14 protein-coding genes are annotated in these 19,744 nt (G+C 64.7%); 6 read left to right on the plus strand and 8 right to left on the minus strand.

The genetic code is table 11. From position 1 onward, the window contains the following. Window positions 1-66 precede the first annotated feature (66 nt). From QUE25_RS14885 to QUE25_RS10125, 4 genes are read right to left on the minus strand one after another with little or no spacing between them, the layout of a single operon-like run. Window positions 67-285 (minus strand): helix-turn-helix transcriptional regulator, encoded by a 219-nt coding sequence (locus QUE25_RS14885; RefSeq protein ID WP_425332709.1) that lies wholly within the window; start codon window positions 283-285, stop codon window positions 67-69. Beyond that, on the minus strand, window positions 282-3,407 hold the full coding sequence (locus QUE25_RS10115; RefSeq protein ID WP_286264618.1) for a type I restriction endonuclease subunit R: 3,126 nt from the start codon (window positions 3,405-3,407) through the stop codon (window positions 282-284). The genes QUE25_RS14885 and QUE25_RS10115 overlap by 4 nt, the downstream gene beginning before the upstream one ends. Then, window positions 3,407-4,552 carry a restriction endonuclease subunit S gene (locus tag QUE25_RS10120; RefSeq protein WP_286264620.1) on the minus strand — a complete coding sequence of 382 codons (1,146 nt, stop codon included), beginning with the start codon at window positions 4,550-4,552 and terminating at the stop codon, window positions 3,407-3,409. Before QUE25_RS10120 ends, QUE25_RS10115 begins: the two co-directional genes overlap by 1 nt. Window positions 4,553-4,557: 5 nt before the next feature. After that, complete coding sequence (locus QUE25_RS10125) at window positions 4,558-6,480, minus strand: type I restriction-modification system subunit M (RefSeq protein WP_286264623.1); 1,923 nt, start codon at window positions 6,478-6,480, stop codon at window positions 4,558-4,560. A 279-nt stretch (window positions 6,481-6,759) separates the two neighbouring features. Here QUE25_RS10125 and mobC point away from each other — a divergent pair, with 279 nt between their 5' ends. The 5 genes from mobC (at window position 6,760) to QUE25_RS10150 (ending at window position 13,819) form a co-directional block, all read left to right on the plus strand. After that, window positions 6,760-7,155 carry a plasmid mobilization relaxosome protein MobC gene (gene mobC / locus QUE25_RS10130; protein WP_286264625.1) on the plus strand — a complete coding sequence of 132 codons (396 nt, stop codon included), beginning with the start codon at window positions 6,760-6,762 and terminating at the stop codon, window positions 7,153-7,155. Beyond that, window positions 7,152-8,828, plus strand: coding sequence for a relaxase/mobilization nuclease domain-containing protein (locus QUE25_RS10135; RefSeq protein ID WP_286264628.1), 1,677 nt, complete (start codon window positions 7,152-7,154; stop codon window positions 8,826-8,828). Before mobC ends, QUE25_RS10135 begins: the two co-directional genes overlap by 4 nt. A 51-nt stretch (window positions 8,829-8,879) precedes the next feature. Further along, window positions 8,880-9,728: a hypothetical protein gene (locus QUE25_RS10140; protein ID WP_286264630.1), complete on the plus strand. Its 849-nt coding sequence runs from the start codon at window positions 8,880-8,882 to the stop codon at window positions 9,726-9,728. Between the two features lie 1,146 nt (window positions 9,729-10,874). Next, window positions 10,875-12,011 (plus strand): ISAs1 family transposase, encoded by a 1,137-nt coding sequence (locus QUE25_RS10145; RefSeq protein ID WP_286264634.1) that lies wholly within the window; start codon window positions 10,875-10,877, stop codon window positions 12,009-12,011. Between the two features lie 299 nt (window positions 12,012-12,310). Further along, on the plus strand, window positions 12,311-13,819 hold the full coding sequence (locus QUE25_RS10150; RefSeq protein WP_286264636.1) for a hypothetical protein: 1,509 nt from the start codon (window positions 12,311-12,313) through the stop codon (window positions 13,817-13,819). On the opposite strand, the gene QUE25_RS10155 is transcribed toward QUE25_RS10150, so the two are convergent. From QUE25_RS10155 to QUE25_RS10165, 3 genes are all read right to left on the minus strand, one after another. Further along, window positions 13,770-14,678, minus strand: a complete 909-nt coding sequence (locus QUE25_RS10155; RefSeq protein WP_286264640.1) for a DNA adenine methylase — start codon at window positions 14,676-14,678, stop codon at window positions 13,770-13,772. The genes QUE25_RS10150 and QUE25_RS10155 overlap by 50 nt on opposite strands. 244 nt (window positions 14,679-14,922) lie before the next feature. Continuing rightward, window positions 14,923-15,996 carry an IS630 family transposase gene (locus QUE25_RS10160; protein WP_286264642.1) on the minus strand — a complete coding sequence of 358 codons (1,074 nt, stop codon included), beginning with the start codon at window positions 15,994-15,996 and terminating at the stop codon, window positions 14,923-14,925. Window positions 15,997-16,917: 921 nt separating this feature from the next. Beyond that, window positions 16,918-17,493, minus strand: coding sequence for a recombinase family protein (locus QUE25_RS10165; RefSeq protein ID WP_286264644.1), 576 nt, complete (start codon window positions 17,491-17,493; stop codon window positions 16,918-16,920). Between the two features lie 437 nt (window positions 17,494-17,930). Between QUE25_RS10165 and QUE25_RS10170 the strand changes: the two genes are divergently transcribed. Next, window positions 17,931-18,407 carry a protein NO VEIN domain-containing protein gene (locus tag QUE25_RS10170; RefSeq protein WP_286264645.1) on the plus strand — a complete coding sequence of 159 codons (477 nt, stop codon included), beginning with the start codon at window positions 17,931-17,933 and terminating at the stop codon, window positions 18,405-18,407. A 360-nt stretch (window positions 18,408-18,767) separates the two neighbouring features. On the opposite strand, the gene QUE25_RS10175 is transcribed toward QUE25_RS10170, so the two are convergent. Beyond that, the gene (locus tag QUE25_RS10175; RefSeq protein WP_286264647.1) at window positions 18,768-19,625 is read right to left on the minus strand and encodes a DUF4062 domain-containing protein; all 858 of its coding nucleotides are present in this window, start codon (window positions 19,623-19,625) and stop codon (window positions 18,768-18,770) included. Between the last annotated feature and the right edge of the window lie 119 nt (window positions 19,626-19,744).

Consider the following 19,744-nt stretch of genomic DNA (forward strand, 5'->3'; position numbering starts at 1 on the left):
TTGAGTCGCTGGGCAACGGGGGCTTGCTGCGACTATGAGTGGTCCAGCTATCGCTTGTGTGTGGACTTACCCATCGCTTTCTACCCTGATCGCAAGCCCCAGAGCTTTGGCTGCTTTGGAGAGCGTGGCCGTGGAAATATCGTCCCCTCGTTCAATTCTTGCGATAGTGGGACGCGAGAGTCCGGAGCGCCGACCCAGCTCTTCCTGGGACCAGCCGCGCTCCTGGCGGGCGGCGCGCACCGCTCTACCCAAGACGGCGGATGTCCGCTGATCGTCCTTCATCATCTCATTGCGTTCGCTGGCATGGTGTCTGACGGATGCGCCTGATGGTGCTGGGCATATAGGGTGTCGGCAGTGATCTCGATGATCTCCTGCAAGAAACTGAGGTCGGTCATGTAGGACTGGATCTCTTGGGACTCCTGGCAGGTCTTCAGCACTGCTAGGCCGACGGCGTTGCTGAAGTCGGAGGAGGCCTTAAGCTGTCCTGCGCTGTTGTTCTTCGCCATCGCCTTGGCCTCCTCGTCGGCGTCGAGGAATCCCCAGTAGGTGGTGATGAACCCGGCGACGCTGCCATGGGTGACGTCGACGCCCTTGGCGCGGAACATCTCGTTCACGCGGTCGATCGCCTCCTCCAGCGGGCCCCGGGCGGGTGTGTTGCCACCCTGCAACTCGCCCTCGAAGCCGGGGAGCTTGATGCCGTCGTGGCTGCCCTCGGTCAGGGAGTGGTCCTCGTTGATGGCGGAGGGGACGAGCTTCACGCCGGAGAGCTGAACGCCTTCGAGGTAGCTGTCGTCGAACTGGTCCCCGTCCATGTGGAGGTTGCGGGACAGCAGGGTCGTCAGGATCGCGCGCTTGTGGAGGCTGACGTCCTGGTAGTCGACGATTTGGCTGAGGAACTGCCAGGCGTTGCGGTAGCCGATGACATCGGCCCGGAAGCTCTGCAACGACTGCTTGAGCGCCTTGTCCTTCCTCACCCTGGCCTGGGCCCACTGGCCCTGCCAGCGGTTCTTGATCGGCCCCATGGCCCTGGCGATGGCCTCGCCGCCTGCGTCAGTGAGGTAGGCGGCCGCGACGGCCTCCATCTCGGGCATGGTGTAGATGCCCGCGGTGTCGAGACGCTCCGCGAGGGTGATGAGCGCGTTGGGGTCGACGTCGCCGTTGACATGTGCGTCCGAGTAGTACATCTTGAAGTCTTCTTGCACGCTCGCCGGGGTGTTCTGGAAGTCCACGACCATCGGAGCGGTCTTGCCCGGGTAGGTGCGGTTCAGGCGCGAGAGGGTCTGGACGGTGGCGATCCCGGAGAGCTTCTTGTCGACGTACATCGCCATGAGCCGGGGCTCGTCGAAGCCGGTCTGGAACTTGTCTGCGACGATGAGGACCCTGTAGTCGTCCCCCTCGCGGAAGGCCTTGGGGGTGTCGCTGAGCCCGTTGAGCGAGGTCTCTGTGACGGTCGAGCCGTCGTCGGTGGTCAGGGAGCCGGAGAACGCCACCAGGGTGCGCATGTCCGTGTAGCCCTTCTCGTCGATGTAGTCGTTCATCTTCTGCGACCACCGGTAGGCCTCGATGCGCGAGCTGGTGACGACCATCGCCTTGGCGGTGCCGCCGAGCGCGGGCATCACGTTGCGGCGGAAGTGCTCGACGACAACGCGGACCTTCTGCGCGATGGAGGTCGGGTGCAGGCGGGCGAAGCGCACGATGTTGGTCACGGCCGGGCCGGTCTCGACCAGCAACTCGTCCTCGGTGCCCTCGATCTCGTTCTTGACGCGCAGGAACATGTCGTAGGTCGAGTAGTTGGTCAGCACGTCGAGGATGAAGCCCTCCTCGATGGCCTGGGCCATGGTGTAGGTGTCGAAGGCGCGCCAGCTGCCGTCGGCGTCCTGCGTGCCGAACAGGCGCAGCGTCTTGGCCTTGGGTGTCGCGGTCAGGGCGATGAAGGTGATGTTGCTGGAGGCCGCGATGGCGGAGTCCTTGGCGGCGAGCAGCTCGTCGGCGCTGACGTTCTCGGGGTCCTCGACCTCCACGTCGGCCAGCAGCGCCTTGAGGTCACGTGCGGTCGAGCCCGACTGGGAGGAGTGGGCCTCGTCGGCGACGACGGCCCAGCTGCGGCCGCGCAGCTCGGTGGTGTCCTCGATCAGCTTCATGACCTCGGGGAAGGTCTGGAGGGTGCAGGTGATGATGTGGTCGCCCTCGACCAGTGCCCTCTTGAGCTGCGGCGACTTCGCGCCGGACTTCTCCCCGACAGTCACGACCAGGCCCTTGCTGGACTGGACCAGGCTCATGTCCTCGCGGATGTTCTCGTCCAGCACGGTGCGGTCGGTGACGACGATGACCGAGTCGAACGCCGACCTCGACTGGGCGTCCATGTGCCGGATGAGCCGGTGGCTCAGCCAGGCGATGGTCTTGGTCTTGCCAGAGCCCGCCGAGTGCCAGATCAGGTAGCGCCCGCCGGGGCCCTTGGCCTCGACGTCGGCGACGACGCGCTCCACGGCGCGCAGCTGGTGGAAGCGCGGGAAGATCAGGCGCCCCTCGCTCTTCTTGCCCCGCTTGCTCGGCTCGTACAGCGCGAAGTCCTTCAGGACACGCATGAACATGGGCCGGGCGAGGATGTCACGCCACAGGTAGTTCGTCGGCGATCCGGTCGCCGAGGGCGGGTTGCCCTCGTGGCCGTCGTTGCCCTGGTTGAAGGGCAGGAACACGGTCTCCTCGCCCTCCAGCTTGGTCGCCATGAACACCAGGTCGTTGGAGACGGCGAAGTGGACCAGCGCGCGGCCAGGGGCCAGCAGCGGCCGGTTCCTTCCGGGCCTGCGGTCCTGCTTGTACTGGCGGATCGCGTGGTTGATGGTCTGGGTGTTGTCGGTCTTGAGCTCCATGGTGACCACGGGGACGCCGTTGGCGGTCAGCACGACGTCGAGGGTCTCGTTCGTGGTGGTGTCGAAGCGCACCTGGCGCAGGACGCGCAGGCGCACGGCGTCGGATGCCTCCACCACCTCGGCGAGGTTCGGGTTCGCGGGCGGGAAGGCGACCATCGGTCCGAACTTCGCCGTGGGCCGCCCCACCTGGGCGTAGGAGAACCCCTTACGCAGCACTCCGAGCAGGCCGCCCACCGGGTAGCCCGAGGTCGGGTCCATGAGAGTGTGCTTCGCCAGCTCCTTGGTCAGGTGGGTGAGCAGCTTCGTCTCAGCGGTCGCGCGCGGCGTCCCCGCCAGGTCGGCGGGCACCGCCTTCTCGTACTCGTCCGGGTACTGCGTCGCGAGCCAGTGCAGCACGTCCTGCGGCACCAGGGCGAGGCCCACGTCCCAGCCGGCGGCCGACGTGCTGCCGTCGGCCTCGTAGAGCCAGCCGCGCTCGGAGAGCTCGGCGCAGAGGTTGGACTCGAACTCGAGTTCCATGAGTTGTGCGTGTCCCATCAGGCCACAGCCTTTCGTCCGGTCACCACGTCGGTGATGAGCGCGGCGCGGCGCTCGATGAGCAGTGATTTCAGTTCGGCGACCTTGGCCAGCATCGCGTCGATCTTGCCGGTGACCTCGTCGAGGTGGTCGGCAATGCGACGTTGCTCGTCGACAGGCGGGTGCGGCACACGCCAGCGGCGCAACATGCCCTGGCTAATGTTCGGCTGTCCACCACCCGCAGCCTCGCGAATGATGTCGTCCCGCTGACCCCAGAGGGTGTAGTAGAAGAAGCGCGGATCGACGTCACGAGGGCTGGAAAAGGCGCAGCACGCCTGGTTCATCGTCGCATCCGTACCGAGCACGCCAAGCCGCCCGATTGTCGCACCATACATAGCGATCACGATGGCTCCGCGAGGGTGGACGCGCAGAGACGAGACTGCGGCTACAGCCTCCTCAGTGACGTCCTGAAGCGTTGCGGTGACGAGGTTCTCTCGGAGTTCAGATGTGGTCACCCAAGGAACACCGGCTCCACTTTCTACGTAATACCCTGACCCCTTAGGCGTCGTGCCGCTGCCAATGGAAGCGAAGAGGTGAGCTGTGGGAACGACGTTCCACCGAGCGCCGTCGTCGGCATACTGAGTCGACCGCTGCATAGCGGACATCCGACGAACCTCAAGCTTCTCCGCCAGCTCGTCCATCTTGGCGATCATCGCGTCGATCTCGCCGGTCTCGCGGTCGAGGTAGTCGGCGATCGCGCGTTGGGTGCCGAGGTCATGCGCGGTCACGGGGTACTCGCGAAGACTCATCCACTCCGCGCGCGGCATCTTGACGCCCTTCGAGGCGGCCTCGGCGAAACGCACGAAGTTCCGACTGCCGACGATATAGGCGAGGTAGCGGGGCTCGACGTCAGCCTCAGGCCTATAGACGTGTATGTCGCCACCCGCTGTGCCCTCGCGGTCAGCAAGCCAGTGCTTGGCGAGGTAGGGGCGCAACTTGCCGAACAAGACGTCACCTTCGACGAAGGGCGTCCCCTTCGCCGAGTACTGGGAGAGGTCGCCCTCAACGAGGCGCCCCGTGCTGGAGACCATGTCCTCAAGCGATACCTGGAAGTCAAGCGGCGCCTCAGAGTCAGAGACAAGCGTTGCTGCCGCCCAGAAGGGCATTGTCTTCACTCTTCGCTCACCCCCTGGAACATCTCGGCCAGCTCGCCCATGATGCGTTGCACGTCGGCGTCGATCTCGGCGAGCGGGCGCGGCTCCTCGGGCACGTAGAAGATGCGGGTGAACGGGATCTCGTTGCCATGTTTGGCCTTGGACTCGTCCCACCTCGCCTCGGGCGCGAACGGCAGCACCTCGCGGGCCATGTGCTCGTCGAGGTCCTCGCTCATGGGCACGCGCTCTGTGATCTTCCAGCCGTCGGCGAGCACGGGGTTGCCCTTGCGGTCCACGGCCGGAGGGGCGGTCTCGTCGGGCACGGCCATGGCCTGCATCACGGCGTCGACGAGGCCGACGGGGGCCTTGAGCCCGGCGGCCTTGGCAGCCACGGGCAGCCGCTTGGGGATCAGGTTCCACGGGGTGCCGTCGAGGTCCTTCAGGATCTGGACGAGCGCGTCGCCGAAGTCGCGGCGGCCGCGCAGGGCGTCGACCGCCTCCTCGGAGTAGCGGGCGGCCAGTCGGGCCTGCTTGAACACGGGGACGTCGCGGAACATGAAGTCCTGCGGCGTGAGGACGCGGGAGACGTCGGAGTCGGTGAAGGCCTCGTAGGCCTCGACGACCGCTGCGCGGTTGGCTGCGCTCATCTCGCGGCGCTTGTCGCCCAGCGGCTTGCGCATCGGCTCCCAGAGGCCGGACGCGTCGATGAGCTGGATCTTGCCCCGACGCTCGGCGGGCTTGTTGTTGTCGAGGATCCAGACGTAGGTCGCGATTCCGGTGCCGTAGAACATCTGGGTCGGCAGGGCGATGATCGCATCGATGAGGTCTTGGTCGAACAGCCACTGGCGGATCGAGTTGGGCCCGGCATCGGAGTTGAACAGCGGCGATGCGTTGGAGACCACGGCGGCGCGCCCGCCGGTGGGGCTGAGCTTGGAGGCACAGTGGCACAGGAACAGCATCTGGCCGTCGGACTTGCTGGGCAGCCCGTGGCTGAACCGGGAGCCGGGCGTCTTGGCCTGCTCGCGGACCGACTTCTCCTCGACCTCCCAGTCGCCGCCGAACGGCGGGTTTGACAGCACGTAGTCGAAGGTCTGGTCGTCGTAGAGGTCGGTGATGAGGGTGTCGCCCTGGCGGATCGCGTCCGGTCGCCCGCCCTGGATCAGCAGGTCGGCTTTGCCGAGGGCGTAGGCGGCGTCCATCAGCTCCTGGCCGTAGACGGTGACCTTGATGTCGGGGTTCAGCTCCTTGAGCGCGTCCTGGGCGACCAGCAGCATGCCGCCGGAACCGGCGGTGGGGTCGTAGATGGAGCGCAGCGTGTTCTCACCGGCCAGGGAGTCCTCGTCGGCCGAGAACAGCACGTCGACCATGAGCTTGATGGCGTCGCGGGGGGTGTAGAACGCACCGGCGGCCTTCCCCTTCTTGTCGAAGGCGCGGTACATGACGTCCTCGAAGATGTCGCCCATGACGGCGTCTTCGACGTTGGTGGAGCCGAGAGGCAGCGTCGAGAAGTGCTTGACGACGGCGTGGAGCCGGTTCGCGGCGGCGAGCTTGGCGACGAGCTTGGGGAAGTCGAAGGCCGTCCAGATGTCCGCGACGTTCTGCGAGAAGCCAGCGACGTAGCTCAGCAGCGACTTGTCGACGTTGTCGTCGACCGAGGCGATCGTCGCGAGGTCGAGGGGCGAGACGTTGTAGAAGCTTAGCTTGAACTTGTCCCTGACGGCGATGTCGATCAGGTGGGGAGGCAAGTTGCTGAATGCCTCGACGTACTTGATGACCTCCGGCTTGGTGTCCTCCAGAAGGCACTCCAGGCGCCGCAGCACGGTGAATGGCAGAATGTAGTCGCCATACTCCTGGGGCTCGACAACGTTACGCAGGAACTTGTCGGCCGTGTCCCACACGATCCGGGCGGCGGCGGACGCGCGTCCCGACTCAGTTGCCATCTTTCATCGCTCCTCGACTCTGGGTGCATCCACAGCGGACTGTATCAGCATGTTTACGTGCTGCCTCACGATTGGTCAGACCCGATCTGCGTCGCTGACGTGTCCAGAGGCCCCCGACGCCGCCAATGTGGGAGGGCAATGGGGAGAAACGGAGAGCAAGCTAGGACTTGGGTGCCCCAAGTCGGGGTGCTGTGCACCCCCGTGTCCACACCTTTGGTGAGCCCACCCGGTCGGGTGGGGCGCTGCGCTGGGCTTTCGGGTCCGGAAGGGGGTGCGGAGATGGTGGAACCGGGCGGTCTGCGACGGTTGTCACGTCAGCGGGCCCGGAACGTGCCGGGCGGCCGGCCGTTCCGGCATGTCGTCAAGGCCAGCGAAGCGGAGGAGGCGCGGCTGGTCGTCCTCGCCGCCCGGCATCAGATGACGATCCCGCGATTGCTGATGATGTCTGCCCTGGAACGCTCGGATGAGATCACCGCAGCGGACAAGCGAGAGCTGCTCACGGAGTTGTTCGTGATTCATCGCTTGCTGGGGAACATGGCGAACAATGTCAATCAGATCGCGAAGGTGGCGAACTCGACACGGGAGCTGCCGCCGCAAACCGACGCGGTGCTGTCCGCGGCCTGGTCCGTGCTGCGCCGCGTGGACCGTGAGATCGAACGGTTCGGTCTGTCATGATCCCGAACGTGCGGCGCGGCCAGGACATGGTCCGGCTCATCAAGTATCTGGTGGGCCCGGGCAAACGTAACGAGCACACCGATCCGCATCTGGTGGCGGGCAGTTCGTGGCAGATGGCCTGGCACAGCGACGCAGAGCTTTCGTATCCGGACGCGACCGCGATGGGCAAGGACTTGGAGGCTCCCACCAGGGCGTTCGATGTCGACGTGCCGCACGGGCATGTGTGGCATTGCTCGTTGTCGCTGGACGCTGCCGAAGGACGGCTGGCCGATGATGAATGGGCCGAGATCGCCGAGCAGTTCATGACCCGCATGGGGTTTGTCACCGATGACCTGGAGCAGCCGTCGTTGCGGTGGGTGGCAGTCCGTCACGGGGTGTCGAGCAACGGCAACGACCATATTCATCTGGCGGTCAACCTCGTCCACGAGGACGGCTCGGTCGCCGATGTCTTTCGGGACTGGAAGCGCGCCCAGTCGGCATGCCGCGAGCTCGAGGCACAGCACGGTCTTCGGCAAGTGGGCATGAATGGACGCTCGTGTATCGGGTACAAGCCCGGCGAGATCGAGGCCGAGGCCCGCCGCAGAGCCCGTGCTGCACATACGCAGGCACACGAGACTGGACGAGAGCAGCGCGCCTGGGACGAGATCCCGAAGGCTGAGCGGCACGCGATCGTCGCGCACTACCGGCCGGCTGAGGTGGTGCGGTGGACGCTGGCCCGGCAGGTGCGGGCGGCGGCTACGGCGGCGGCTGATGAGGGGGAGTTCGTGCGCCGGGTTCGCCGGCAGGGTTTGTTGATCAGGCCGCGGTTCGCCCGTGGCACCCAGGATGTCGTGGTCGGCTACCGGGTGGCGGCGCGTCCCCGGTACGGTGAGCGTCCGATCTGGTTCGGCGGTGGCCACCTCGCCCATGATCTGACGCTGCCCCGGTTACGGGAGGCGTGGCCGGATACACCCCAAGCCAGTTTGGCTGCGTCGGCGGAATGGCGTGCCGCCTGGCGTGGCATCAGGGTCGCGGCCCCGGGACGCGAAACCCGCGAACCCGCACCCGACCTGCCCCAGCAGCTGACCGCCGACCTCGACGCCATGCGCGCACAGCTGCACGCGATTCCACCCAATGACCTGGCCGGGTGGGGCCGAGCAGCGGGGCAGGTGTCGGGCGCGTTGTCGGCGTGGTCAGTGACCACCGAACCCACCCCAGGCCCGTTGGCGCAGGCCGCGGACGCGATCGCCCGCTCGGCCGAACTGCGTCGCCCGCCGCTGCCGCGACCGGACCGCGTCCCCGGGATGTCGTCGATCGCCGGGCTGATACTGGCCGGAGTCGGGAAGGGACGCAAGACCCAGGAGATGCTCACCCAAACACTCCTGTTGCGGCAGTTGCTCGCCCTCGGTAGGGCGGCCGCGGAGGCGCACCAGGCGGTGGGGGAGCTGCGTCGGGCTGAGCAGATCAACCATGCCCTGAACGCGCGGCTGGCGCCGATGCTGCGGCAGTTGGAGGCATCCATGCCGTCAGTGCACGGCACCGATCCGGCGCGGGCGGCAAGTGATCAACAGCAGGTGGTGGCCGCATCGTTCGCCCAACCGGCCGGATCAGTGATCCCACCCAGCCTGCCCACACCACCGCCGGGGCGGCCGGCTGAGCGTACGACCCGGGCGGGTTCCGGGATCGAGCGATAGCGACCTGGTGCACGCCGATTGGCACATCGTCGCTGAGGAAAGGAACCTGCCATGTCTGACAACGACGGAATCGACGACGCACTACGTAACGCCGCCCAACTAACCGGGGGGATGCTGGCCCGCCTCGGCGAGGCACAATCCCGCGCCAGCCAACAACACGCCATCGACCAGGAACACGCCGTCACGGCCGCGTCCGCACGGGCCGAGCATCAGATCTCGCAGGCCGCAGCCCAAGAACAGGCGGCGATGGCACGGTTGCGGCTGGTCCATGACCCCAACTGGTGGGCCGCCGCGACCGTCCGGCAGGTCAGCGACACCTGGCAGATCGCCGACGCCTACCGAGGCCGTCAGGACGCGGACGCTGCCCGCGAGATCATGACCCGCGAGATCACCACCCACTGGGGTGTTACCCCGCAAGCTGACGCCGATGCTGCCGTTGTTCGTCGGCTCCTCGAACAGACCGAACAAGACCGGCAACAAGAGCGCGCCGAAGACCACCGCGCCGAACACGACCGCAGGCGTGGGCGAGCTATCGAGGATGAAGCGGACGATCAGGACCGGCAGGCGCAACGAGCCAACAGACCAGCCGAACTGCGATCCGAGACTGTAACCGGCACCGACGAGGTCGTCGAGGCCAAACAGACGCGGATCCGGGCGGAGGGCCTCGACCAGCAAAGCGCCGACGGGTACGACTCGGCCGAACAACGCGACGCTCGGGCCGAGGGTTACGCGCGGTCCGGAGACCAACGCGCCACCCAAGCGCGCATTTTGGCTGACGAGGGAAATGCGTTGCCGCCGGAGTATGCGACCCGCACCCGACCCGGCCGGAGACGCCGGTCCTCCCACGGACCACACCAACCACGCCCCTACTACCGCATCGTCGGCGACCGCGGACGATAGTGCCTATGCTCAAGTTCGACGCAATAGGAGTGAACGACCGGCGCACGCAATCACAGCAGTTGCTTCAACGGCGCACCGCCCGACGGCTCAGCGCCATCGAAAATCTAGCTCCCAACACTTGTTTGGAGTCATTGCGATGACGGTGCCTGCCCGTGTCAAGTGGCATGCCCATGCTGGCAGTAGGTCGGGCGACGGAGCCGCCCGCGGACTCAGCGCGCAGGCTTGGCGTGCTGAGCTCAAATAGGCGCGATATCGGATCGAGCGCGGCCAGAAATGAGCAGAGTCTGGCGGGACGGGTGCCGGGTGCCCAGGATCGCCCCTCTGCCTGGTCACGGGTGGGCGGCTGGCGGCGTCAGACGCACCTGGCAGTCTCCGGGTCAATCACACTCGACACCATGACGGTCCATCGCGCTCAACGGTGTGACTGTCTTCTGCATTTGAGGGCCGGACGCCAGTGACGACGCCCGAGTCTGGTTTGGATCTACTGCCGGATCAGCGTGCAGCACCCTTCTTCCAGTCCGCTAGGGTCTTGGAGATCTCCTTCAACGGCCTTTCAACCAAAGCGAGCCCTTGCGATCTGGCAGCTTGGTGCTTCAGGTCCTCCATCTGGATGATATAGGACAGGTCGGGGATCGGCCGTCCCGTGGAGTCGGTGGCTGGAATCTTGATGTTGATTGCCGGGACGGGGTCTTCACCTTCGTTGGGGAAAACTTGTGCAGCACACCCAGATCCCACATGAAGGTGCGCCCCGGAGCAAGCGAGCCTAGGCCCGCCTTGCACAGTTGCTCGAGGGCTGCGAAGTCCTGGCGTTCCTCTTCCGGGGACCATGCTGGCAGCCGGGGGTCGAATGCAACATTGACATCGCGGGCCACTGTCGGGCCGGAGTGGCCGATCTGGAAGGTCAATGCGCCGGCGTCGTCGCGCGCGCGGAGGTCGGCCCATACGTATTGGCTCGGAGCAGCTCGTTGGCCTGAGAATTGGCCAAACTTGGGTTGGTCGCCAGGGCCCCGGAAAGGTCGGTTGATGGGCCTGTGACTTGGGAGAACGTGGGGGTGTGACCGGCGTGGCGTGTGGGACGGGTGTGGCCTGTGGGGCTGGGATGGGAGTTGCCATACAACCTTCCCCGACCCAGGACCACACCCGCCGATGCCATCTTCCCCGACAGTCGGCGCGAGCAGGATCGAACGCGCCGGTGACCTGATGACCGCCTTGAACCATGTTCCCGATCCCCGAGACCCACGCGGGGTCCGCTACCCGCTGGCCGGGATGCTCGCCGTCGCAGTGTGTGCGGTGCTCGCCGGAGCGCGCTCGTTCGCAGCGATCGGGGACTGGGCGCTGGATCTCGACGCTGGGCACCTGGACCGGCTCGACTTGGAACGCGCGCCGGTGGAGTCCACACTGCGCAAACTGTTCGCCCGGATCGACGCGGCCGCTCTGGATGCTGCGCTGGCGGTGTTCGCCTGGTGCCGGGTCCGCCACATCGCAGGCCGTCGGGTTGTCGCGATCGACGGCAAGACGGTGCGGGGTGCACGCTCCAAAGCGGGCAGCGCACCGCATCTGATTGCCGCACTCGACCACGCCACAGGCGTCGTGCTCGGCCAGCACGCGGTCGAGGCGAAGAGCAATGAGATCCCTGCGGTGCGGGATCTGCTCGCCGGCTTTGACCCGGCTGACTTGGCCGGATGCGTGATCACAGCCGATGCGATGCACACCCAAGACGACACCGCCAAGGCCATCATCGCTGCCGGCGCGGACTATGTGTTCACCGTCAAGGCCAACCGCCCCACCCTGCTGGCAGCGCTCAAAGCGCTGCCCTGGAACAAGGTGCCCGTCGGATCGACCTCGACCCAGCACGGCCACGGCAGGCGCGCCACGCGAACCATCAAGGTCATTGAGACGCCCACCCTGCCCGGCTGGCCGGAGTTCACCGGCGCGGCCCAGGTCGCCCAGCTACGCCGCACAGTCACCAAGAACGGGAAGAAGACCGTCGAGGTGGTGTACCTGATCACCTCCGCCGACCATCACGACGCGCCACCGGCGACCCTGGCCGCCTGGGTCCAAGGGCACTGGTCGATCGAGAACGCCCTGCACTGGGTCCGCGACGTCACCTACGACGAAGACCGCTCCCACGTCCGCACCGGCCACGCCGCCCATGTCATGGCCAGCCTGCGCAACACCGCGATCTCGATCCTGCGACTCACCGGCTGGGACAACATCGCCACCGCCCTACGCCACCACGCCCGCAACCCCGAAAGAGCCATCACATGCGCCCTCACAAGCTGAAACAAGACCTTTCCGGGGCCCTGGGTTGGTCGCGGCGCCAGGCCGCGCACCTGGAACTCGTTTGTCTGAGGGGAATGGCAGGTATATCTGCGCTGGGTTGACCACTCGTCGAATCACGTCAGCATCCCTGTCGTGGGATCCATCAGCGTCGCAGACTCGGTAGTCCGTTCGCCGCTATCGACGTGTCCGGTACTCAGCGCCGGATCCTCGCGACTACGGTTGGAAGTAGACGATATCTCCGTTCGTAGCGAGGGTGCGGATGATCGAACGGAGAAAACTGAAACAGAGGGCCGGGGAATATGACCTACGAACAGATGCCGATCGTGGAGGCTGAACTCCACGAGCTCCTTCTTGATCTGGAGAACTACCGCATCCCTACCCGTCGTGATGACGAGGCGGGGGCCCTGAAGTACCTGTTCGCATCCGAAGATGTCCTCGGCGCGGCGCGGCTGATCCTCCGAGACGGCTACTTTGACAACGAGGTGCCAATCGTGATGCTCGCATCGGCAACAGACGGCGTCCCAACCTACATTGTGCTGGAGGGAAACCGTCGAGTCAGCGCGCTCAAGGCTCTCCATGACCCCACGATCGTGCCTGGCCACGAGACTGAGATTCGATCCTTGCTCAAGCGATACGCAGTTGAGGCGGAGAGTCTTCCCGAGCGAATCCGTGTCCTTGTGGCTCCCGATCGGGCGACGGCGGCACCGCACGTAGCGCGGCTGCACACGGGTATCTCGAAGAGGCGCTGGAGCCGCGACCAGCAGGCCACGTTCTACTACTCACTCTTGGACGCGCAGACCACCGTTGATGATGTGAAGGCGCAATACCCCGATGTCGAGGTCGCCAGGTTTATGAAGATGGCGGTGATGCGACGCTTTCTCAGTGCAGCACCGTTCTCCGATCAGACTCTCCGGCAATACGCCGGTGGCATCTTGACAATGTCGGCCTTCGAGTATGCATACCGAAACAAGGACATCGCGGCAGCGATCGGGGTGGAGTTCGACAAGGATGGCCTACTGCTCCCGAGAACCTTGACTCCCGAGAAGATCGCCGCAAAGCTACCGAAGAAGAAGCTCGACGCCTTGGAGTACCTCGTAGGCGAGTTCCGCGCGCGCCGTCTCAGCACTCGATCGCCGGAGCTCAAGAAGAGCAGCCGGGAACCCCACCAGCACTTCGTCGATCGGCTCAACGGCATCTCGACGCCTGCTGCGCCACAACCAACTCCTGCCACCCAAAGCCCATCCTCAGGGCCGTCGCAGAGTGGTTCAACCGACCCATCGAGTGGCTCCAGTGCCCGAGCGGAAGGCGCGGGCCCAACCCCATCTGGCCCCGCGAACGGCGCGGGAAGCCGTGGTCCAAACCATCCCGATACCAAAGACACGCTTGACCTGGCGGGCCTGGACTACAAGAACGCGCCACTAAACCTCAAACTGAGGTATCTCGAGTTGCGAAAGATCAGTGTCTCGAATCTGCCTATTGCGGCGGCGATCCTAATGCGTTCCGTCCTTGAGGCTACGATCAAAGTACATTTCGAGAGCGCTGCAACTCCAGCAACTGGCGAGTTGAGCGACGTATTCAAGTGTGTCAAGCAGTCTTATGGGCAAGAGAAGTCACTCAGGTCAACCGTCGGCATTATACAGTCAGGAAACGCCCAAAAACACGGTTCTATTCAGTGGTTCAACCTCATCGCGCACAGCGCTGATGCTTTGGTGAGTGCAGATGACGTGCGGCAAGCATGGAAGGTAGTGAATCCCTTGCTCAGGCACTTGTTGCGTCCACTTTCGCAGGTCTCGACTGCAACGCCTTGACCACGTTCGCGACGGAAGGGGACGCCACGAGCAATTCCTCTGCCTGGCCCGGGTGCCGCGCAGAGTAGTTGAGTTCCAGCCGGCACTGGAACTGGTCACGATACAGCCTCTCAATGAGTGGCGCAGTGTCATAAGTCATCAACCAGTGCGCCTTCTCGACGGTGTTGACGATCGCTGCAAGCGCCTTATGGTCTCGTCCATCGAACGCATTGAGATAGAGCTGCGAACCTGCCTGCACGTAGGGCGGGTCGATGTACATAAATGCTCGGTCATCTTGGGAGTACCGCTGGATCACGGTTCGGCCGTCGAGGTCGGACACCGTGATACTGTCTGCGAGGTTGCCGATGGCGGACAATCGCTCGATAAGCGTCGCCCGATTGAAGCGGGCATCAATCTTGTACTTTCCCTCTTGTCTCTGTCCACCGATGACACCCGCGTTCAGAATCCCTGAACGGTTCGTCCTGTTCAAGAAGAAGAATGCAAACCCTAAGCGAAGCGCATCACTCTCATCTCGCGATCTGTAAATACGTCGCTGCTTCTGCCATTCAGCTATGGTCAATGGTACTGAGGCGACCATCTCGACGAGTCTTGCATTGTCACCGACGGCGGACTTCCAGAAGGCGTAGACGGCCGGGTCAATGTCATTTACCACTAGGTGTTGGACGATTCCCTCTCTAAGCAGCGCGATGCCGGCGCCTACACCGCCAGCGTAAGGCTCGATGTAGCGGGCATTGTCTATTCCAAGCCCCTTGATGATGTCCGCAAAGAAGCCCGCGAGTGCTGCTTTCCCGCCTGGGTAGCGGAGCGGTGAAAGACTGCCATAGCGGCGTGACCCGATGACACGCAGGATGTCGCTCATCAAGAGTCCTTCCGTGCCCGGTGCGCGGCAACGCGGCAGCGCGCCGAGCAGAAGCGGGCGTCGCTGCGCCCAAGAAACGTCTCGCCACAATGTTCGCATCCTCGCCGTGCCTCGCGACGCTGCAGCCGTTCATGACGTAGCGCTCGATCAAGCTCGGTGAGCCTCGCGTCAGTGAGAGTTCCAAGATCGATCATGTTACAAATACTACTCGTAACAGAGGAGATAGGTGAGTTATCACGCTGACCTAGTGTCGCGTTTCTGAAGTTGGTTTATGGTTCGCTTTCATGAGGATCTCGTCGGCGGTTTTGGTCCAGACGAAGGCGTGTTTGCGGTCGTTCCAGCCGGTGATGAATTGCCGGATCTTCGCGTTGAGGTCTTTCACGCTCGTGAACACGCCCCGCCGGATGGCCTGCTTGTCGATGATCGAGAACCAAACCTCGACGAGGTTCAGCCACGACCCCGAGGTCGGGGTGAAGTGCACGTGGAACCGCGGGTGCTTGTCGAGCCAGTCCTTCACCTCGGGGGTCTTGTGAGTGGCGTAGTTGTCCATCACCAGGTGCAGCTCCGGCTCCGGGTATGCCCGATCCAGCTGACGCAAGAAGGACAGGAACTCCTGTCGACGGTGCTTCGGTTTGACCGCCCCGGTGACGTGCCCGGTCGCGATCTCCAACGCCGCGAACAGCGTCGTCGTGCCATGCCGCTTGTAATCGTGCGTGCGCTTCTCAACATCCCCGATCCGCATCGGCAGCATCGGCGCGGTCCGGTCCAGCGCCTGGATCTGGCTCTTCTCATCCACACACAACACGATCGCGTTCTCCGGCGGCGCCAGATACAAGCCCACGACATCAGTGACCTTCCCGACCAGCTCCGGATCCGTGGAGAACTTAAACGTCTCGCTCCGCCAAGGCTGCACCCCGTACTTCCGCCACGCCCGCGCAACCGTCGCGTTCCCGATCTTCAGATGCCCTGCCAGCAGCCGCGACGACCAATGCGTCACCCCATACTTCTTCGGCGGCACCGTCAACGTCGCCGTGATGATCCGCTCGTCATCGACACGCTTGGGCCTGCCCGCACGCGGCGCGTCGGCCAGCCCCGCAAGCCCAGCCTCGATATACCGGTTCCGCCACTTCCACACCGAGACCGTCGTCGTACCCACCTCGGACGCGATCCGCGCGTTCGCGATCCCCTCAGCAGCCAACAAAACGATCCGAGCCCGCACCGCCAACCCGGCCCGGATCGTCGTCGACCGCGTCCACGACACCAACTCGTCCCGGTCACCATCACGCAACACCAATGCCGGAGCAGGAGAATTCGCCATAACCCATTCTCCCAAACCACCAACCATTTATGAACTAACGAAACGCGACACTAGCAGCGCATTGCTAGTGGGGCGGGATCGCCGGGATGAGTTCCGTGCCGACTGCCTGCGTGGCACGATCCACCGCTGGGAGGGTTGGATTCTTGGGTGGACGTGGACGAAGCTGATCGTGAGGATCGGCCCGGTCACCAAGCCGACGACAACACCTCCCCTCCAGAACCCGCGACGCAGGTCGGCGCTGGCGAGGTTTGCGGAGGCCGGATAGGCGCGGATGCGAACCGACAGCCTCGACCAGAAAAACGGGGACGCTCGGATCCGGCTGAATAGCGCAGGCCCGCCCTGAGTACGTCAGATCCAGGGACCAGCGCGCCACCGAGGCGCGCATCTTGGCCCACGCGGAAAGCGCACGGCCTCCGACTCATGCGATCCGCGTGCGGCCAACCCGTAGCTGCCGACCTTCCCGCGATTCGCACAACCCGCGTTGGCGTTACCGCGTCGTCGTCGGCCGCGGCCACCGAACCGAGGCCGGGCCATGGGCTGGCCGTGTCCCCTGCGCGAAATGAGAAGGTCCGGGCCTGCAGGTCACGACAAGATGCTTGGCCGCGCGAGGCGATAAGCGGACGTGACCGGTGACCATCCGTGCCCCGCAATCCTCAACGGCCACTCTGGGGCCGCGTCCGCAGCCTCCATCCGTGGCTCCAGAAGCTCCGACCACCGCTCGATGGCGATACTTACGTCCCTTTCGACCACCCACGTTCGCCTCGACTTTGCCCAGTGCCTCGTTCTCCAGGAGGTGGGCGGCCCTCCCCTGGGCAACAACGAGTACCGCAGGGCTTCGAGCTGCGATGCATTGTGCTTGGTAGATCTGGACGGCATCGACCTCCAGGTCACGTCAATGGTCATCACGACTCTCTTCGTCGCTCACGACTGCGCGCCCCCTGCGCGCTCGACCGCGCGGTAGACCGTGGACCGCGCCACCCCGAACAGCTCGGCCAGCTCGGCTGTTGTGTGCCCGCCCGAGCGGTACAGGTCGACCAGGTGCCTCTCCTGCACGCCGGACAGCTTCGGCTTCTTACCCCGCAGCTTGCCGTTCGCCTTGGCGACCTGCATCCCCTCGCGCGTGCGCATCTTGATCAGGTCGGCCTCGAACTCGGCGAACGTCGCGAGGATGTTGAACATCATCTTGCCCATCGGGTCCGTCGGGTCGTAGGCGCTGGCCCCGAGCCGAAGGGTGACGCCCTCGGCCGCCAGCTCGTCGGCGATGTCCTTGGCGTCCCTGATCGACCGGGCCAGCCGGTCGAGCTTCGTCACCACCAGCTCGTCTCCCGGGCGCACCGCCGCGAGGGCCTTCTCCAAGCCCGGGCGCGACCGGTTCGTCCCTGCCAGCCCCTTGTCGACGTGGATGTGCCTGGCGTCGACGCCGAGGCCCACCAGCGCGTCACGCTGGGCGGTGAGGTCCTGCTCGGCGGTGCTGACTCGCGCGTAACCGATCTTCATGGCCCGAGCGTACCGTAAGGGGTCCCTTCACCGGGCAGTGTTGCGGGCGGGTCTTGCGGGACACCCGGAACCGCTGGATCTCGTCGCTGGGGTGCGCCCGCGAGAGTGTCCCGCAAGCCGGTCGGCTAACGGCCGCGCATTGCTGAGCATCCATCGTCTCTGCGAGGCTTCTAGGGTGGCTATCAACAACTGGTGGGACTCAGATCCCGAGGAGTGCTATTGGATGGAGATCCGTCAGGAGCCGCGAGGCCTCGGCGAGTACCTTCGTACACCGGTGGCGGCAGCAGGCGGTAAACCCTCCTGGTCGTACGAGCTGACCACATACGTGCGACCGGGTGACCGAATCTTCCACTGGCACAAGACGCCGGCCGGTGAGCCCGGCATCATCGGCTGGTCCGAGGCCCTCGGGCCTCTGCCCTGCAGCGCTGGTTCCCATTATGTTCGCGCAGCGTGATGTGGCGCGCAGTCGAGAAGGGCGAGCAGCGGACCCGGCTCCGCGCCGGGAGAGCGGCCAAGGCTACATCGCCGACGCTACGCTGAGAGCAGCTATTGAGCAGCATGCTGTCGAGCGGGCCATCTCTCACTACAAGGATTACGGTGCCACGAGCATTGAGGAGCTCGGAAAGCCGTACGACCTCAAAGTGGTGGTTGGTGGCGTCGAACGCCATGTCGAGGTCAAGGGTTCCTCCGGCACGGGAGTCGAGTCGGTGCAGCTGACCCAAGGCGAGGTCGACCACGCCAACAGCTATCGGCCGACGGACCTTTTCATAGTCGACGGAATCATCGTCCGGAGAGAACCGGGTGGCGGGGTGACGGCTGTGGGAGGGAGCGTCCGGTTGTGGGCCGACTGGGCCCCGGCGGCTCGTTCACTGCGCCCAACGCACCTGCGGTACAGTCTTCCCTTGGAGACGTAGAGCATCAGGCTCGACGGTTTGCGCAGGTCCACAGGTCGAGCTTCTAGTCTTGCGTTGGCGCTGTTGGTGTTCCGCCCGTTTTCGAGTGCGGATTCACGGTGGCGAGGCGAAGAGTCTTGATGAGGCCGAGGTGGGAGCCACCTAGCGAGAAGGTCGTTACGCGACTTCGGTCGCGCGAGCGCCGACAATGAGGGCGACCTGGTGCGGGAGCGAACTGCGCTGACGGCGGACCGCGAACCCACGGGAACTGCCGTGGGGGCAGAGACCATCGCGTGCGTCCGCTCGGCTCTGACGCGAGTGCACCTGCGGCATGTTCAATAGTCCAAGTTCCGAGAGGCTGGGACGGAGAAGGAGCGGTCGCTACTCTAGGTCGAAATCTCGATATCTCTCCCCCTCGTCGTCGATCCAATGGACGCGGAGCTTCTCATCACCACGGGACTGCAGTAACAGCGTGTAAGGGATTCGCCTCGAACCACCAGACTGGATTGTGACGGGCGCTTGCGGCGCGACGAGATGCATCGCTGCGCCCTCCGGAATCGTCTCGAATGTGACCTGCTCCGCATCTGCGCCACCGCGGTTGGTAACCTCGGCCCAACGTCGAGTGGTGTACTTCGGAGTGCCGTTCTGCTGGATGCCCGAGACTTCACGTTCCTGCCTCGGCTGGACCAGGAGGTCGACGCCCTTACGGTCGGTCTGGGCAGGTGCGGATGAGAGCTCGAGGCCAGTGAGATCGTGCTCGAGGGTTCGCCAGACCAAGACTGTGAGTTCTTCCGTGTTGCTGAATTCTCCAAGGATCCCCTTCTCCTGCATCAACTTTCGGAAGTCGCGAAGTGCTTGGAGCTGATCAATATCTACGTCGTTAGGTAGGGGAGCGGTCGAGAACAGCATGTGGACGGGCTTGCCTTGTTCTTGCGCACGGTCCACTTCCTCGGCGGTCCCTGACACGGCGGAGGGCGTGGGTGACCCGAGCCGGCCGCCGAACAGCGCGAATACGACATCCGAGTCGTCCACGCCCTGGGCGTTTATGAGTTCTTGGGGATGTCCACCCTGTACGGGCACCGACGCCGTTTCCCACCGCCACGGCACTAGCACGACGCCCCTATTGCGGGCATTGGCGTCATTCCAACTATGGATTGCCTTTTCGACCGCGTCCCGAGCATCTGGTACATCCGAGGGAGACGCGATCATGACGCGGAGGACAGTTGCTGAAAACACCATGCCCTCAGGCTAGAAGATGGCTCCGACAGATGGACGGCCCCGCGCCACAGACAACATCCGTCAAACGGATGCTGGGGGCAGGAACGCGCGTGGCGTCGCAGTTGAGGCTGCGGATAGCT

The organism is Brooklawnia propionicigenes (assembly GCF_030297015.1).
Classification (GTDB): domain Bacteria; phylum Actinomycetota; class Actinomycetes; order Propionibacteriales; family Propionibacteriaceae; genus Brooklawnia; species Brooklawnia propionicigenes.

Excerpts from the sequence above, each read along its gene's own strand:
- QUE25_RS10140 (WP_286264630.1), top strand. The coding sequence starts at position 8,880 with ATGTCTGACAACGACGGAATCGACGACGCACTACGTAACGCCGCCCAA.
- QUE25_RS10135 (WP_286264628.1), top strand. The coding sequence starts at position 7,152 with ATGATCCCGAACGTGCGGCGCGGCCAGGACATGGTCCGGCTCATCAAG.
- QUE25_RS14885 (WP_425332709.1), bottom strand. The coding sequence starts at position 285 with ATGATGAAGGACGATCAGCGGACATCCGCCGTCTTGGGTAGAGCGGTG.
- QUE25_RS10145 (WP_286264634.1), top strand. The coding sequence starts at position 10,875 with ATGCCATCTTCCCCGACAGTCGGCGCGAGCAGGATCGAACGCGCCGGT.
- QUE25_RS10115 (WP_286264618.1), bottom strand. The coding sequence starts at position 3,407 with ATGGGACACGCACAACTCATGGAACTCGAGTTCGAGTCCAACCTCTGC.
- QUE25_RS10155 (WP_286264640.1), bottom strand. The coding sequence starts at position 14,678 with ATGAGCGACATCCTGCGTGTCATCGGGTCACGCCGCTATGGCAGTCTT.
- QUE25_RS10120 (WP_286264620.1), bottom strand. The coding sequence starts at position 4,552 with ATGCCCTTCTGGGCGGCAGCAACGCTTGTCTCTGACTCTGAGGCGCCG.
- QUE25_RS10160 (WP_286264642.1), bottom strand. The coding sequence starts at position 15,996 with ATGGCGAATTCTCCTGCTCCGGCATTGGTGTTGCGTGATGGTGACCGG.
- QUE25_RS10125 (WP_286264623.1), bottom strand. The coding sequence starts at position 6,480 with ATGGCAACTGAGTCGGGACGCGCGTCCGCCGCCGCCCGGATCGTGTGG.
- mobC (WP_286264625.1), top strand. The coding sequence starts at position 6,760 with ATGGTGGAACCGGGCGGTCTGCGACGGTTGTCACGTCAGCGGGCCCGG.
- QUE25_RS10170 (WP_286264645.1), top strand. The coding sequence starts at position 17,931 with ATGTTCGCGCAGCGTGATGTGGCGCGCAGTCGAGAAGGGCGAGCAGCG.
- QUE25_RS10165 (WP_286264644.1), bottom strand. The coding sequence starts at position 17,493 with ATGAAGATCGGTTACGCGCGAGTCAGCACCGCCGAGCAGGACCTCACC.
- QUE25_RS10175 (WP_286264647.1), bottom strand. The coding sequence starts at position 19,625 with ATGGTGTTTTCAGCAACTGTCCTCCGCGTCATGATCGCGTCTCCCTCG.
- QUE25_RS10150 (WP_286264636.1), top strand. The coding sequence starts at position 12,311 with ATGACCTACGAACAGATGCCGATCGTGGAGGCTGAACTCCACGAGCTC.